Raw genomic sequence first — 16,501 nt, 5'->3', positions numbered from 1 at the left:
CGCACGGTGAGCACGGCGGGCCAGCCCCACCCGCTCGAGGCTGACTGGGAACGCTAGTACATTAAAAGCATTGCCCCTTCCTGGCGCTGCTAGGCGATGCGCTCGGACACACCGGGACGCCGCCAGCGCGGCCGCCGGGTGCCGCGGAACATCACCAAATACAGGCCCACCACCCAGATCAGCGCCGCCGACCAGCCGCCCAGGATGTCGGAGGGGTAATGCACGCCCAGATAGATGCGCGAGACACCGACCAGCAGCACGAACACACTGGCAATCACGCTCACTGGCCAGCGCCAGCCGGTTCGCCAGGCCAGCGCGATCAACACCGCTGCCAGCGTCATCGAGCCCATCGCATGACCGCTGGGAAAGCTGAAAGTGCTCTCCGGCGCGATCGATTCCCACAGGCTGGGCCGGTCGCGCTGGAAGAACTGCTTGGCCGCCATGTTCAACAACGCCGAACCGCCACAGCTCAGCGCAGCGAAGGCGCCTTCGCGCCAACGCCGCAGGAGCAGCAGCACCAGCACCAGGGCGATATCGACCGGAATCACGCCATGCTGGTAACCGAGCCGGGAAATCGTGCCGAAGAAACGGTCGAGCGCCGGCGAACTCAGCTCGTGCAAGTGCCACAGCAATGGCTCGTCGAAGACGAACTGCTCCAGCTCGTGCACTTCGTCGGCCAGATTGACGAACAGCCCCAGCGGCAGCAGCACGCCGACGAACAACACCGCCATCCGCCAGGCGTTGGCAGCCAGCCACGCGCGTCCGCCCGCCGGCGACTCAGCCGGCGCGGCGGACGTAGGTTCGCTCGACATACTGGTCGATCAGGGCGATGAACTCCTGCGCGATGTTTTCCCCACGCAAGGTCACCGTCTTCTCCCCGTCGACGAACACCGGCGCCGAGGGCGCTTCCCCCGTGCCTGGCAGCGAGATGCCGATATTGGCGTGCCGCGATTCACCCGGCCCGTTGACCACGCAGCCCATCACCGCCAGGGTCATGTTCTCGGCGCCGGGATGGTGGATCTTCCACTCGGGCATGCGCGCGCGCACGTGGTTCTGCACCACCTTGGCCAGCTCCTGGAAGAACTCGGAGGTGGTGCGGCCGCAGCCCGGGCAGGCGGTGACCAGCGGGGTAAAGGCGCGCTGGCCGGTGGTCTGCAGCAGCTCCTGGGCGACGATGACCTCCTGCGTGCGCGACTGCCCCGGTTCGGGCGTGAGCGAAATGCGGATGGTGTCGCCGATGCCTTCCTGCAGCAGCACGGACAACGCCGCCGCCGAGGCCACGATGCCCTTGCTACCGATGCCGGCCTCGGTCAACCCCAGGTGCAACGCGAAGTCGCAGCGCGCGGCCATATCGCGATAGACCGCGATCAGCTCCTGCACACCGGACACCTTGGCCGACAGAATGATGCGTTCGCGCGGCAATCCCAGCTCGACCGCACGCTCGGCCGAGTCCACTGCCGAACGGATCAAGGCTTCGCGCAGCACCCGCCCGGCATCCCATGGGGTGGCACGCTGGGAATTTTCGTCCATCAGTTGCGCGGCCAGCGCCTGGTCCAGCGACCCCCAGTTGGCGCCGATGCGCACCGGCTTGTCGTAGCGGATCGCAAACTCGATCAGTTGGGCGAACTGCAGATCCTTCTTGCGACCGAAGCCGACATTGCCGGGATTGATGCGGTATTTCGCCAGCGCCTCGGCGCAGGCCGGTTCGGCAGCCAGCAACTGATGGCCGTTGTAGTGGAAATCGCCGATCAACGGGACCTCGATCCCCATCATCCGCAACTTCTCGACGATGCGCGGGATCGCTGCTGCCGATTCGGGGTTATTGACCGTCAACCGCACCATTTCCGAGCCGGCGCGCCAAAGCTCGGCGACCTGCTTGACCGAGGCGGCGACGTCGGCGGTGTCGGTATTGGTCATCGACTGGACGACCACCGGCCGTCCGCCGCCGACAACGACATTGCCGACCTGGACGGCCTGGGTGATGCGACGTGGCCAGGCGGTGGCCTCGGCGGGCGGAGTTGGGCGAGTGACGGCGTCGTGCATCGGTTTATTTTAGCCTGTCCCGCCTCCGCTCACAGCTGAAGGGCGGCCGCAGACCGTGGAACTGACCGCTGCGACGGTTTGTCGCAGGCCACCGCCCCCCTGAGCGCATAGCATGGCGACATGAATCCTGCCGACGCCTCCTTCCTGCGGACCTTGTGCAGCTTGCGCTGGCTGGCCACGGCCGGCCAGGCCGCCACCATCCTGGTGGCAACCGGCCCGATGGGCCTGGCCCTGCCCCAGCAGCCCTTGTGGGCCGGGGTGATGGCGCTGGCCATGTTCAATCTGTATGCCCAACTGCGGGTCGCCCACCGCGGCGCGGTCGGCCCGGCGACCGAGTTCGGCCACATCCTGGTCGATGTCACCATCTTGACCTGGATGGTGGGCTGGAGCGGTGGCATCGCCAACCCGTTCGGTTCGCTGTTCCTGGTGCTGATCGCGCTGGCGGCGCTGGCCTTGCCCCTGACCTGGGCGATGGCGGTGGCCGCCAGCTGCGTGGCCGGCTACGTGGTCAGTGCCGCCTTCGGGTTGCCGCTGCCCTACGGTCGCTTCGATCCCTTGAGCCTGCACATGTGGGGCATGGCGGCCAATTTCCTGCTGTCCACGGTGGTGGTGCTGGTGTTCGCGACCCGTCTGGCCTTGTCGATGCGCGAACGCGAGCGCGAGATTTCCACGTTGCGCGAACGCTTCGCCCGCAACGAAGGCATCGTTGCCTTGGCCACCCATGCCGCTTCTGTGGCGCACGAGCTCAACACGCCGCTGGCGACCATGACGCTGCTGGTGGATGACATTGCCGACCAATGCGACCAGGTCGAGCTGCGCGAGGATCTGGACACCTTGCGCGAGTTGCTGGTGCAGTGCCACGAGCGCGTGCTGGCATTGGCCGCGCCAGCCGACAACGGCCATCTCAGCCGCGAAGTCGCGGTCAAGGACGTGCTCGAGCAATGGCGTCTGGTGCGCCCGACCATCGAACTGCGCCGCAACGACGACGCGCCGATGCGGCTGATGCTGCAGCCGGGTGTCAGTCACCTGTTGATGGTGTTGTTGAACAACGCCGCCGATGCCGGCGAGCGGGCCGGCCGCCCGATGATCGACCTCAGCCTGCGGGTGGACGGCGACCAGCTCAGCGGGGAGGTTCGCGACTACGGTGTCGGCTTCGACACCTCCCAGGCCATGCTGCCGGGTACCCTGTTCAACAGTGGCAAGCCCGACGGCATGGGCGTGGGATTGGCGCTGTCGCATGCCACCATCGAGCGACTGCAGGGCGAGCTGTGGATGCTGCCGGCCGAAGGCAGCGGCGCCCGGGTCGGTTTCCGCCTGCCCCTCTCCGAACACGAGGCCATCGCATGAGCGCTCCCATCCGTACCGGCTTGCTGGTCGACGACGACACGCTCTATCTGCGCACGCTGCAACGCAGCCTGGCGCGCCGCGGCGTGGAAACCCTGACCGCCACCGATGCCGCCAGCGCCCTGGCCACCGCGCGCGCCCAGCGACCGGATTTCGCCTTGGTCGACCTCAAGCTCGGCCACGACTCCGGCCTGAGCCTGATCCAACCCTTGCGCGAGATCCGTGCCGACATGCGCATCCTGCTGGTGACCGGCTACGCCAGCATCGCCACGGCGGTGGAGGCGATCAAGCTTGGCGCCGACGACTATCTGCCCAAGCCGGCCAATATCCCCACCATCATGCGCGCACTCGGCGAAGAGGACGACGAACTGCCCGAGCCGGATGAAGAAGAGAGCGCGCAGGAAATGATGACGCCGCTCAGTCGCTTGCAATGGGAGCATATCCAGCAGGCCTTGCACGAGACCGGCGGCAACGTCTCGGCCGCTGCGCGTCTGCTTGGCATGCATCGGCGCTCGCTGCAGCGCAAGCTGACCAAGCGCCCCAGTCCGGGACCGCTACGCGAGCCGGGCCGCTAGCCCCAGCGGCGCGAGCGCGTGCAGCCAGGCAGCGGGCGCCGCGGCGACCCGCACGCCGGAACCCGCGAACGCGAGCGCCGGCTCAAGGGCGCGCGAAGATATTGGCCTTGCGTGCGGTTGCCACGATGCCGTCGGTACCGTCGATCAGCGCACGCCCCCAGCTGCTGAGCTGCGCGGGATTCCAACCGACCACCACATCCAGCGATTGCGTGCTGTTGTCGTTGCCCGACCACGACCAACCGAACGTCCCGACGCCGTATTGCCGTGCGCGCTGCATGATCGCCGCTTCGTCGACGTGGGCACCGCGGTGATCGGCGCCGAATTCGCCCACCACCAGTGCCAGTCCCTTCGCACGGAAGGCGCGTAGATAGGCGTCCACCTTGGCGTCGCTATTGAACACCTCGTACATGTGCACACTGAACAGCAGGTTGCGGCGCACGTCGCGGCCCAGCAACGCACTGGCGTTGTCGCGCATGTAGAACTGCCAGTCCTGGCCCCAGTTGGGCGCATCCACCATCAGCAGATGGGTCAGCCCGGCGGTGCGCAACGTCGCGATCGCCTTCGCATGACCGGTCACCCATTCGCTGGCGCTCAACCGATTGCCGAACGGTTCGTTGCCGATGTTGAGGATGACGTAGTCCTCCTGACCGATCAGCGCCTTGCGGATGCTGGTCCAGTACGCAGCGGCCTGGGCCAGGCTGCCGGCGGCAGTATCCTCGCCATAGCCGGTGGTGTCGTGCACCTCCAGCACCGCGATCAAGCCCAGCTGTTTGCAGCGCTCGATCAGCCGCGTGACCTCTGTTTCGGGCGTACGCGTCCAGCGATAGCCGGAGCTGAGCACGATCCGCACGCTGTTGGCGCCGGTGGCGGCAATGGCCGCCAACGCCGCATCGCTGCGGTCGGCATACCAGGCATGCGGCAGATTCACTCCGCGCAACAGCAACACGCTGCCATCGGCCTCCCGCACTGCGGTGCCAGACACGCCCAAGCCCGCCTGCGCGGCAAAAGCCGCCAGACAGCCTGCCACCAGCAGCACGAGCCGCCACCCCAATCGTTCAGCACCCTGCATCGCTCTTCCCCTTGAAAGGCGCCGCACTGCGCCGGCGCACATCACTGCATGAATCTTCACAGTGCCTGCACATGACGACCTGTCGCTGGCACCCAGTCACAAAACCCACTGCCGACTGCCGATTGACCACCATCGGCAATGTCCAGCGCGCCCACAGCCTTCGACTCCGCCGCCACTGCCCCGCCGGCCGGGCGTCTCGCGCGGCGCGCTAACGCCCGCAATGACACGCCGGGCGCGGCTGCTTCGAATCAGTTAGCGGCAGCGGCCGGCGAACCTTTTCTACCGGCCGCTGAACGCTTCGGGCGCCGCCGTCAAGTCGCCACGCTCCAGGCCGATACGCTCACATGCCCGCCGTCTCCGCCCCTCCAGCGCCTCTGGCGCCTCTCCCCCCTGTGCTTGACGATGAAGCCACCCGGCTCACCGTGCTGCAGGGGCTGTGTCTGCTCGACACCCCTCCCGATCCAGTCTTCGACACCCTGGCCGCCATGGCTGCGCGCAGCCTGGGCGCCGAGATCGCCCTGGTGTCGCTGGTCGACGAGCACCGCCAGTGGTTCAAGGCGCGGGTGGGCCTGGAGACGAAGGAAACGCCGCGCGACCAGGCCTTCTGCGCGCACGCGCTGCGCGTCGAAGAGGTTCTGATCGTCCCCGATGCCCAGCTCGACCCACGCTTCCATGACAATCCCCTGGTGCTGGGTCCACCGTACATCCGCTTCTATGCCGGTGCGCCGCTGCGACTGCACGACGGCCATTGCATCGGCACCTTGTGCGTGATCGGGACCACGCCGCGCACGGGGCTGGATGCGCATGCACTGGATCAACTGCAAGGCCTGCGCGATCTGGCCGTGCTGCGCGTGGAGAACCTGCGCAGCGCGGTCTATCGCGACGGTCCGACCGGGCTGCCCAATCGCGCGCGCTTCTGCGAAGCGCTGGAGCACTGCTTGCTGCAGCACGAGGCCGCTACGACAGCCTTCGCGATCGCCGTGGACGTCTGCGGCAGCGATTACTTCCGCGACATGGTCAAGGCCTTGGGCTGGGACTACGCCGATGGCTACGTCGCACTGGCCCATCGCCGGCTACACGCCTATCTGCCCGCCGGCTGCCAGCTGTATCGCCTGGACCAGACCACGTTTGGCGCCTTGCTGCCGGCGCTCGAACCACCGCGGCTGAGCGCACTATGCGGCCGGATCGGCAAGGCCTTCGTCGAGCCGCTCGAACATCAGGGCATTCCGCACACCGCCACACCATCGATCGGCGCCGTTGCGCTGGAAAACAGCTACGGTGCCGCCGACACCGTTCGCTCATTGACCACCTCGGTGGACCTGGCCCGCGAACAGGGACTGAGCTGGAGCCTGTACGAGCGCAAGCACGATATCGGCCAGCGCAACGCCTTTCGCTTGCTGACCGCGCTGCCTTCCGCATTGGACAGCCAAGGTCAATTGCGCCTGCACTACCAACCACGCGTGGACCTACAGGACCATCGCTGCGTGGCGGTAGAAGCGCTGCTGCGCTGGCAGCACCCGACCAGCGGCCCGGTGATGCCATCGGAGTTCATTCCGATGGCCGAGAAGACCGCGCTGATCAACCGCATCACCGCCTGGGTGATCGATCACGGCATCGCACAGGCGGCGCAGTGGCAGCGACAAGGGCTGGACCTCAACCTGGCCTTGAACGTATCGGCGATCGATCTGGACCAACCCGGGTTCGCCAGCCTGATCCGCCGCAGCCTGGAGCGTCATTCGCTGGATCCGCGGCGGTTGGAGATCGAGTTCACCGAAAGCGCGATGATCCGCCATCCAGAGCAATTGGCCGAGCAACTGGATGCGGTGTCCGCGCTCGGCGTGCACATCGCCATCGACGACTTCGGCACCGGCTACAGCAATTTCAGCTATCTCAAACAGCTGCCGGCCGGCGCGCTGAAGATCGACCAGAGCTTCGTGCGCTCGCTGCCGGACAATCAAACCGACCGCACCCTGGTGCCGGCGATGATTGCGCTAGGCCACAGCCTGGACCAGCGCGTAGTGGCCGAAGGCATCGAATCGGCACAGGCGTATGCGCAACTGCGCGATTGGGGCTGCGACGAAGGCCAGGGTTACTGGATCGCCAAACCGATGCCGGCCGCAGCACTGGAAAGCTGGTTGCAGACGCCCTGGAATACAGCCGCGCTGACGCCGACCTAGAGCGTGTGATGCACGTTGAGATGAGATGCGTTGGCCGTCAGCGGTGCGGAGCGGGTGCTGGGTGGCGCCGGCTTGGCTAGCGCCAAGGCAAGCCGCGCGGCGCACGCCTTGTCTCGACGCGCCGCAGGACGCTTCGCACTCACCTCAAAGCGCATAACACGCTCTAGCGCCGTCAACGCACCTGCAGGCGCGCTGCGTTGGAATCAGCGCTGCGGTCTGCCAAGACGTGGCACGCGTCGGCGGCCACGCCTCTACCGGTCACGCGCTCGCTTGCGGCGGCGCGCGCAGCGGTCACCAGAACAAGGTATAGAGCGCGATCAGGATGGCGATCACGCCGACCGCACCAGTATTGAAGCTCAGCGGGGTGCCGTAGCCGACGTCGTCGGTGCGGATCATGTCGCGCGCCGGCGCCGCCGGCGTCGCCAGCGATACCAGGACCGCCAGGACCAGCGACAGCAGGAACACCAGGCCCACGCGGTCCATGAAGGGCAGCGACGGCCACGCCAGCTTGAGCACCACCGACAACACGAACGAACCGATCGCCGCGGTCAGCGCACCCGCTTCGTTGGCACGCTTCCAGAACAATCCCAGCATGAAGATCACCACGATGCCCGGGGTGAAGAAGCCGGTGTATTCCTGGATGTACTGGAACGCCTGATCAAACCCTCCCAGCAGCGGCTTGGCGGTCACGATCGCCAGTGCCACCGACACGAAGGCCGCGATGCGTCCCACCCGCACCAGTTGCTTTTGATCGGCCTGCGGCCGCGACTTGGCGTAGAAATCCAGGGTGAAGATGGTCGCCACCGAATTGATCTTGGACGCCAGCGAGGCCACGATCGCCGCCACCAGCGCCGCGAACACCAGGCCCAGCACGCCGGTGGGCAGCAGCTGCATCATCGTCGGATACGCCTGGTCGGGCTTGCCCAAGGTCGGCGCCAGCACCACGGCCGCGATGCCCGGCAACACCACCACCGCCGGCATCAGCAGCTTGAGGAAGGCAGCGAAGACCATGCCCTTCTGCGCTTCGCCGATGTTCTTGGCCGCCAGCGCGCGCTGGATGATGTATTGGTTGAAGCCCCAGTAGCTGATGTTCATGATCCACAGCCCGCCGATCAGCACGCTCAGCCCGGGCAGGTCCTTGTAGAAGGGATTGTCGCGCGAAAGAATCATCTCGAAATGCTCGGGATGCCGTTGCCACAGCTGGTGGAAGCCACCGACGATGCCCTCGCTGCCGCCGATCGCGCTCAAGGTCAGCGCGGTGACCAGCAAGCCGCCCAGCACCAGTAGGCAGACCTGCACGATATCGGTCAACGCCACCGCCTTGAGCCCGCCGTAGAGCTGGTAGGCCAGAGCGAACACGCCCATCAACGTCAGCGCCAGCAGCTGGTCCATGCCGGTGACCTGGGTCACCGCGATCGATCCCAGCCACAGGATCGAGGTCAGGTTGACGAAGATGTACAAGCCCAGCCAGAACACCGCCATCAAGGTGCGAATCCGGTTGCCGTAGCGTTGCTCGAGGAACTGCGGCATGGTGTAGATGCGGTTGCGCAGGAAGATCGGCAGGAAGAACTTGCCGACGATCAACAGCGTCAACGCCGCCATCCATTCGTAGGAGGCGATGGCCAGCCCGATCGCATAACCGGAACCGGCCATGCCGATGATCTGCTCGGCCGAGATGTTGGCGGCGATCAGCGAGGCGCCGATCGCCCACCAGGGCAGCGACTTGCTGGCCAGGAAATAATCCTCGGCGCTCTTGCTGTGCCCGGCCTTCTCGCGCGACACCCATTGCGCGAGTACGAAGATGCCGGTCAGATAGACCAGCACGATCACGATGTCCAACGTCGCCAAACCCACTGCACTCTCCCATGTTGCGTTGGAGGATGCGTCGACGATCGGACAGGGCCGGGACACGCGCTGGCGCGGCGCAACCAGTGCGCAACGGCAGCGCGGCGAACCGCGGCTGCAGGCCATCCCGGCCGATCGACGACACCGCCCCCGCGGCGGCTGATGACACCACCGCGCGCGGTGGCCGCTGTCTAGCGTCGCCGAGGGCGGCGACGCGCGTGTTGCGTTCGATCTCCCGCAGGCCCGGAAGCGTACCGCCGGGCGTGCGCCTTACTTGACCGGGCAGTCCACCGTCACTTCGGCTTCGTTGAGCGCGCCCAGCGCGATCTTGGAGACAGCGAGGTCCAACGCCGTGCCGCTCTCGAGGCCGGCAACCTGCGTCAGCTTGCTCATGTCGGCGCCGGCCACGGCAAAGCACTTGAGCGGAATGCCCACCACCTTCCATTGACCTTGCGGCAACGCGGCCAGCGTCTTCTGCATATCCACACGACCGGTGCAACGATCGCCGCATTCCACGCCCACCCACACCGGACCGGTCACCGCGCTGTCGCGGCGCACGCTCAGTTGCAGCTGTACATCGCCATTGCTCTCGCGGGTGACGTCCACCGGCTTGCTGGACATCAGCAAGAAACTGGCAGGCTTGCTGCCGGACCACTGCAGACGCCGTGCATCTTCCTGCGCCTTGTGGTCCACCGCACTGATCTTCAGGCTGCCATCGGACAGGCCCACCGGTAGCGTGGTCGCCGGCATGTGTTTCTGGGCGACGCCGGACAGTTGGATCGCAATCCCCAGCGCCGGCTTGCCACGCACGAAGTAGGCACCACCGGCCGACTGCTCGCCGGACACGCCAGATTCCTCGGACAACGGCGCCAGATCGCCCTTGTCGGCATAGGTCAGACCGAAGCCGAACTTGAACTGCGGGTCGTAATCCTTCTGGCCGACGTTGTTGGCGAACTGCATACCGGTCTTGGGCCAGGAGAAGCTGAGCTTGCCCTTGAAGTCGTTCTGCACGCTGCCATCGGCCTTGCGCAGCAGCACGTCGGCAATGCCCTCGCCCTCCGAGCCAGGCAGCCAGGCGGCGACAAAGGCATCGGATGCGTTGATGTACGGATTCACCCACAGCGGACGACCACTGAGGAACACCGCCACCACCGGGATGCCCTCGGCCTTGAGCTTCTTGATCATCGCCAGTTCGCTGTCGTCGCCCGGCTTGTACAGCAAGGTGGCGATATCGCCCTGGAACTCGGCGTAGGGGTTCTCGCCGAACACCACCACCGCCACGTCCGGCTTGGTCTTGTAGCGGCCATCCACCGCCAGCTCGGCGGTGCCGCCAGCGGCCTTGATCTGCTTGTCCAGGCCTTCCCAGATAGTGTTGCCATTGGGATAGTCGCTGCGCTTGGTGCCGGTGCCCTGCCAGTTCAAGGTCCAGCCGCCGGACTGCTTGCCCATGTCGTTGGCGCCGTCACCGGCCACCAGCACACGCTTGTGCGGATCCAGCGGCAGCACACCGGCCTGATTCTTCAGCAACACCAGCGATTCGCGGACTGCCTGGCGAGCGATGGCGCGATGCTCGGGCGAACCCAGCAACGCGAACTTGCCGCCCAGCGGACGGGTCGACGGCTTGCCGGCCTCGAACAGGTTCAGCCGCATCTTGACGCGCAGAATGCGGCGCACCGCATCGTCCAGCCGCTCCATGCTGATCTGGCCGGACTTCACCGCTGCCAGCTCGCTTTCGTACATGCCCTTCCAGCTGTCCGACGCCATCGCCATGTCGACGCCGGCGATGAACGAGGCCGGGCAGTTCTCGTTGGTGCAGCCCTTGACCTGGCCATGGCCGTTCCAATCGCCGACCACGAACCCGCCAAAATTCATCCGGCCCTTCAGCACATCGGTCAGCATGACCTTGTTGCCGTGCATCTTCTCGCCGTTGAAGCTGTTGAATGAGGCCATCACGCTCTGCGCACCGGCCGCGATCGCCGGCGGATAGCCGGCCGCATGGATGTCGCGCATGGTCGCCTCGGACACCTTGGTGTCGCCCTGGTCCTTGCCGTCGGTCGTGCCGCCGTCGCCGACGAAATGCTTGACCGAGGAGATGACGTGGCGACCGTCGAGGAACTGCGGCGTCCCCGCCACGCCCTGCACGCCCTCGACCATCTTGCCGGCGAAGCTGGCCACCACCTCCGGCGACTCGGAATAGCCCTCGTAGGTGCGACCCCAGCGGTCGTCCTGCGGCACCGCCACGGTCGGCGCGAAGGTCCACTCCATGCCGGTCACGCGGGTTTCGGCAGCCGTCACCTCGCCGATCTGTTTGATCAGCTCCGGGTTGCGAGTGGCGCCCAGGCCGATGTTGTGCGGGAACAGCGTGGCGCCGACGATGTTGCTCTGGCCGTGCACCGCATCGATGCCGAAGATGATCGGGATGGCATGGCCGCCCTTGGAGGTGTCCATCGACGCCTCGTAGTACGCGTCCGCCAGCTTGAGCCATTCGGCCGGGCTGGCGTTGTACTTGCCGCCCGGATCGGAATTGCCGCCGGCCAGGACCGAGCCGATGCGGTACTTGCGCACGTCGTCCGGCGTCATGCTGGCGATGTCGCCCTGGATGGTCTGCGCCACCTTCTCTTCGACGCTCATCTGGGCCATCACGTCACTGACGCGCTGCTCCAGCGCCGGATCCTGCGCGAACGGCCACTTGGGCGTCGGCCACTGGTCCGGATGGATCGCCGTCGAAGCCTCGGCGGGCGCCGCAGTCGGCGTGTCCTTGCTGGGCTCGGCGGGGGCCTGCTTGTCCTGGCACGCGGCCAGCAACAGCACCGTGGCGGCAGTGGCCAGGCAAAGGGCACGACGGGCGGGCACGACAGTACGACGCAGCAACTTATCCAAGTGGTTCTCCAATTAGGTCCCCCGCGGCAATCCATGCACAGCCGCAGACCGGTAGGCGGCGTACGCTTGCGTGATTCCCAAACCCTGTCAACCGCGGTTGAAGCTATGCGAAATCAGTCGGAACTTATGGTGCTCGGCTATAGGGTTGGAATACCGACAGCCGGCGTGAAACCGCAGGAAATCGCCCTGAACCGGCCACTGAAGGCGCGCAGGCGACCACGCTGATTTGCTGCAGCGCATCACCCCGCAAGCGAGCCGGTGCGCAAAGCCTGCGCACCTTTTCCAGCGACTCCGAATCACCGCCAACGGGTGAGCCCGCTGTCAAACAACGGTCATCTATGCGACCTAGCGTGAGCGGCTTGCCGCATCGCCATCACCGCGGCGTCGATGTCTTTGATCCGGAGTCGCAATGTCCCCCTCGCCTACGCTTTCCCGTCGCCGCGCGCTCCAGCTGCTGGCGAGCGTCCCCTTGTTGCCGCTCGGCAGCGCCAGCGCCACCGCCCTGCAGCAACTCGGCGGTGCAGCCATGGGCGCCGGTCCGCTGCGTCCATCGACGCAACCGCCACAGCTGGTGCATGCCCAATTTCATGGCATGCCAGCGCCCGACCTGCAGAACCCCGCGGCGATGGCCACCACCACGGTCGGCTCGGCGTTGACGCTGACCCGTGCCGACGGCAGCCAGCAGCGCTATGCGCTGACCTATCGCCCCTTCTTCGTTACCGGCGACCAGGTTCCCGACGGCAAGGGCGGCACGGTCTTGGCCGGCGGGTATTACGACATCCAGCATCGTCCCATCATCGACCGCTCCAAGCCCGGGGCCGAGCGTCAGTTCTTTTCCGATTGCCCGGATGGCTCTTCGCTGCTGACCTTACCGGACGCACATGTGCCCGGGGTCAAGGGCAATCCCGTGTTCGCAGTGGTGCAGTTCGAGTACACCACTCGCGACCAAGCCGGCCACGACACCAATCGCCACCTGCCGGCACCGATCGCGGTGCTGACGCTGGACCAGGATCCGGCCACCGGCGCGCTGTCGCTGGTGAAGTACCACAACGTCGACACCTCTCCGGTGCATGGCTTGTGGACCACCTGCGGCGCCAGCCTGTCGCCCTGGAACACGCACCTGTCCAGCGAAGAATACGAGCCCGACGCCACCGCGCTGGCGAGCAATACCCAGTTCCGCAGCTACAGCACTCATCTGTATGGCGATCCGGAACGCGCCAATCCGTATCACTACGGCCACCTGCCGGAGATCACCGTGCACCCGGACGGCACCGGCAGCGTGCGCAAGCACTATTGTCTTGGTCGCATCTCGCACGAACTGGTGCAGGTGATGCCCGATCGCCGCACCGTGCTGATGGGCGACGACGCCACCAATGGCGGCTTGTTCATGTTCATTGCCGATCGCGAGGCGGATCTGTCGGCCGGCACGCTGTATGTCGGCCGCTGGCACCAGACCTCGGGCATCGGCCCAGGTGCCGCCACGTTGAGCTGGATCCGCCTCGGCCACGCCACCAGCGCGGAAATCGAAGCGCTGGCAGACCGTCTGACCGCCGCCGACATTCTCGACGTGCACTTGAGCGACCCAGGCGATGCGTCCTTTACTCGCATCCCGTTCAACGGCACCCACAACTGGATTCGCATCAAGCCCGGCATGGAGAAGGCGGCGACCTATCTGGAAACGCATCGCTATGCCGCGCTGGCCGGCGGCAGCATGGGATTCACCAAGCTCGAAGGCACCACGGTCAACGCCAAGGACAAGATCGCCTATATGGCGATGTCCTACATCGTCACTAGCATGCTCGATGGCTCGGGCGACGTGAAGGTGCAAGGGCCGCAATCCGGCGCGGTGTACGCGCTCAACCTGCGCGGCGGTCGCCGCGACAGTGCAGGCGCACCGATCCATAGCGAGTGGGTGCCGGTGGACATGGCCGCACCGGCTGCCCTGACCGGCCGCGATCTGGCACAGGCCGATGCGCTGGGCAACCTCGCCGACCCGGAGCGCATCGCCAACCCGGATAACCTCAAGTTCTCCGAATCGCTGCGCACCTTATTCATCGGCGAAGACAGCAGCCTGCACGTCAACAATTTCCTGTGGGCCTACAACGTGGACACTGGCGCGCTGACGCGCGTACTGTCGGTGCCGGCAGGCGCCGAATCCACCGGCCTGCATGCAGTCGACGAGATCCACGGCTGGACCTACGTGATGAGCAACTTCCAGCATCCTGGCGACTGGGAAAGCCCGTTGCACGATACCGTCAAGGCCACGCTGGATCCGCTGGTGCGGGCCAACTACAAGGATCGCTTCGGCGGCGCGGTCGGCTATCTCACCGGCGATCCGGTCGGCGTGCGCCTGCGGCGGGCCTGAGTCGACGTGCCGCTGTCGGCCGCGCGTCGAGACCAGCGAAGCGGCAGCGCGCCCGGCGCTGCATCGCTTCGTTGATATCTTGCGATCGCAGCGATTGGTTTGGTCGGCGTGGATGATGCGCCGACGCGACCGCGCGGTCACCGATGCCGGATCGGCCATCCATCCGCTTCGATGCACCACATCAGATAACGGAACGGGGCCCTTAGGCCCCGTTCGCATGTCAGCATGCCAGCCGGTGCGCTGCGCTCAGCCGTGCAACTTGGCCAGCAAGGCGCGGGTGACCGGATCGGCCACGTCTACCGCCTCGCCCTTGAGCGCCGGCAGCAACTGGCTGGCCAACTGCTTGCCCAACTCCACGCCGAACTGGTCGAAGGCGTTGATGCCCCACATCACCGACTGCACGTAGACGCTGTGCTCGTACATCGAGATCAACGCGCCCAGCGCCTGCGGCGTCAGCGCATCGAGCAGAATCACCGTGCTCGGACGCCCGCCCGGGTAGCTGCGATGCGGGTCGCTGCTGTCCTGGCCATTGGCCAGCGCTTCGGTCTGCGCCAACACGTTGGCCATCAAGGCCTGATGATTCTCCCCGTATGGATCGTCGTTATGGACCGTGGCGATGAAATCGGCCGGTACCACGCTCGTGCCCTGGTGCAACGCCTGGAAGAAACTGTGCTGCACATCGGTGCCCGCCCCGCCCCACCAGACCGCCACGGTATCGCTATCGACCGCCGAGCCATCGAGCTTGACACGCTTGCCCAGGCTCTCCATCACCAATTGCTGCAAGTACGCCGGCAACAGCGCCAGACGCTGGTCGTAGGTCATCACCGCGTGGGTGGCACTGCCCAGCAGGTTGCGGTTCCACACCGCGGTCAGCCCATGCAGCACGGCGACGTTTTCTTCCAAGGGCGTGTTGAGCGCATGCGCATCGAACTGCGCTGCACCCTCCAGCAATTGTTCGAAGCGCTCGAAACCGATCGCCAGCGCGATTGGAAAGCCAACCGCCGACCACAGCGAATAGCGGCCGCCGACCCAGTCCCACATCGGCAGCACACGCCCCGGCGCGATGGCGAAGGCCTTGGCGGCACGCTCGGGATTGGCGCTGACCGCATACAGCCGCTCGCTACCGCCCAGCCAGGCATGCAGGATGCTGCCGTTGAGCAGGGTTTCCTGGGTGCCGAAGGTCTTGGAGATCAGGATGCCGGCGGTTCGTGCCGGGTCCAGCGTGGCCAACGTGCGCTGCATCGCTGCGCCGTCGACATTGGAGACGAAATGCACACGGAAGCGCGCGCCGGAGACCGGCCGCAACGCATCGGCCACCAGGCGCGGACCGAGGTCCGAGCCACCGATGCCGACACTGACGATGTCGGTGACCTCGGTGCCTTCCAATTGCTGGATCAGCGCCCCCATGCGCTGACGCACCTCGGCGGCGGTCGCGTAGGCGTCCGACGCCAGCGGCGCATCGGTCAGATCGCCGCGCAAAGCGGTATGCAGCGCGGCGCGCTGCTCGGTGACATTGACCTGTTCGCCGCGGAACAAGCGCTCGAACGCACCGGCCAGATCGCGCTCGCGCGCCAGCGCGAACAGCGCGTCGAGCGCCGCGCGGTCGTACTTCTGCCGCGCGAAATTGAAATACAACGGACCGACTTGCCTGGCGTACTGCGCTGGCCGTTCCGGCTCGGCGGCAAGCAGTGCGGGAATGGCAGCGCCGCGCAGGCGCTGGGCGTGGGCGTGAAGCGCGTCGAATCCGTTGTTGGTGGTCATGCGGCCTGCGTGGGGATGCTGTGGTTGGTGTGAGTGATCGCGTTGTGCGCACCCACATATACCAGATTGGGCTGGAAGGTCTTGGCTTCTTCTTCGCTCATGCTGGCAAACGCAGCGATGATCACCAGATCGCCGACCTGCACATGACGCGCGGCGCCGCCATTGAGCGAGATGATGCCGCTGCCGTCCTCGGCGCGGATGGCGTAGGTGGTGAAGCGCGCGCCGTTGGTGACGTCCCAGATATGGACCTGTTCGAATTCACGGATGCCGGTCGCCTCCAGCAGCAGGCCGTCGATGGCGATCGAGCCCTCGTAGTTGAGCTCGGAGTGGGTGACGGTGGCGCGGTGGATCTTGGCTTTCAGCAGAGACAGGTGCATGACGGGCAACGACGAAGGAAAGTCGCCATTTTAGCGGAAAGCGGCGGCGTGGACCGGCCGCCGCG

General features: G+C 66.1%; 11 protein-coding genes. 4 read left to right on the top strand and 7 right to left on the bottom strand.

The window, feature by feature from the left end; translation table 11 throughout:
- Positions 1–89: 89 nt before the first annotated feature.
- Together CKY51_RS13140 and ispG are read right to left on the bottom strand one after the other, a co-directional pair.
- Complete coding sequence (locus tag CKY51_RS13140; protein ID WP_022971919.1) at positions 90–812, bottom strand: phosphatase PAP2 family protein; 723 nt, start codon at positions 810–812, stop codon at positions 90–92.
- Complete coding sequence (ispG, locus tag CKY51_RS13135; protein ID WP_022971920.1) at positions 778–2,043, bottom strand: flavodoxin-dependent (E)-4-hydroxy-3-methylbut-2-enyl-diphosphate synthase; 1,266 nt, start codon at positions 2,041–2,043, stop codon at positions 778–780. Before ispG ends, CKY51_RS13140 begins: the two co-directional genes overlap by 35 nt.
- 120 nt (positions 2,044–2,163) lie before the next feature.
- Here ispG and CKY51_RS13130 point away from each other — a divergent pair, with 120 nt between their 5' ends.
- Positions 2,164–3,390: a sensor histidine kinase gene (locus CKY51_RS13130; protein ID WP_022971921.1), complete on the top strand. Its 1,227-nt coding sequence runs from the start codon at positions 2,164–2,166 to the stop codon at positions 3,388–3,390.
- Positions 3,387–3,962: a response regulator transcription factor gene (locus CKY51_RS13125; protein WP_022971922.1), complete on the top strand. Its 576-nt coding sequence runs from the start codon at positions 3,387–3,389 to the stop codon at positions 3,960–3,962. The genes CKY51_RS13130 and CKY51_RS13125 overlap by 4 nt, the downstream gene beginning before the upstream one ends.
- Before the next feature lie 82 nt (positions 3,963–4,044).
- Here CKY51_RS13125 and CKY51_RS13120 read toward each other — a convergent pair whose 3' ends face one another.
- Positions 4,045–5,031 (bottom strand): cellulase family glycosylhydrolase, encoded by a 987-nt coding sequence (locus CKY51_RS13120; protein ID WP_031339435.1) that lies wholly within the window; start codon positions 5,029–5,031, stop codon positions 4,045–4,047.
- 344 nt (positions 5,032–5,375) lie between these two features.
- On the opposite strand from CKY51_RS13120, the gene CKY51_RS13115 reads away from it, so the two are divergent.
- Positions 5,376–7,208: a putative bifunctional diguanylate cyclase/phosphodiesterase gene (locus CKY51_RS13115; RefSeq protein WP_031339436.1), complete on the top strand. Its 1,833-nt coding sequence runs from the start codon at positions 5,376–5,378 to the stop codon at positions 7,206–7,208.
- Between the two features lie 291 nt (positions 7,209–7,499).
- Here the strand turns inward: CKY51_RS13115 and CKY51_RS13110 are convergent, their stop codons facing one another.
- Both CKY51_RS13110 and CKY51_RS13100 read right to left on the bottom strand, forming a co-directional pair.
- The gene (locus CKY51_RS13110; protein ID WP_152249342.1) at positions 7,500–9,062 is read right to left on the bottom strand and encodes a sodium/sugar symporter; all 1,563 of its coding nucleotides are present in this window, start codon (positions 9,060–9,062) and stop codon (positions 7,500–7,502) included.
- Positions 9,063–9,323: 261 nt separating this feature from the next.
- Positions 9,324–11,933 carry a glycoside hydrolase family 3 protein gene (locus CKY51_RS13100; protein WP_022971927.1) on the bottom strand — a complete coding sequence of 870 codons (2,610 nt, stop codon included), beginning with the start codon at positions 11,931–11,933 and terminating at the stop codon, positions 9,324–9,326.
- Between the two features lie 409 nt (positions 11,934–12,342).
- Here CKY51_RS13100 and CKY51_RS13095 point away from each other — a divergent pair, with 409 nt between their 5' ends.
- On the top strand, positions 12,343–14,298 hold the full coding sequence (locus CKY51_RS13095; RefSeq protein ID WP_031339440.1) for a PhoX family protein: 1,956 nt from the start codon (positions 12,343–12,345) through the stop codon (positions 14,296–14,298).
- A gap of 246 nt (positions 14,299–14,544) precedes the next feature.
- On the opposite strand, the gene pgi is transcribed toward CKY51_RS13095, so the two are convergent.
- Complete coding sequence (gene pgi / locus CKY51_RS13090) at positions 14,545–16,059, bottom strand: glucose-6-phosphate isomerase (RefSeq protein ID WP_022971929.1); 1,515 nt, start codon at positions 16,057–16,059, stop codon at positions 14,545–14,547.
- Complete coding sequence (gene panD / locus CKY51_RS13085; protein ID WP_022971930.1) at positions 16,056–16,436, bottom strand: aspartate 1-decarboxylase; 381 nt, start codon at positions 16,434–16,436, stop codon at positions 16,056–16,058. Before panD ends, pgi begins: the two co-directional genes overlap by 4 nt.
- Positions 16,437–16,501 lie beyond the last annotated feature (65 nt).

Origin of the sequence: Xanthomonas maliensis, from assembly GCF_009192945.1 — a bacterium.
GTDB lineage: Bacteria > Pseudomonadota > Gammaproteobacteria > Xanthomonadales > Xanthomonadaceae > Xanthomonas > Xanthomonas maliensis.
Note: the sequence above shows the minus strand (reverse complement) of the source record. Positions and strands in the feature narration are given on the sequence as shown.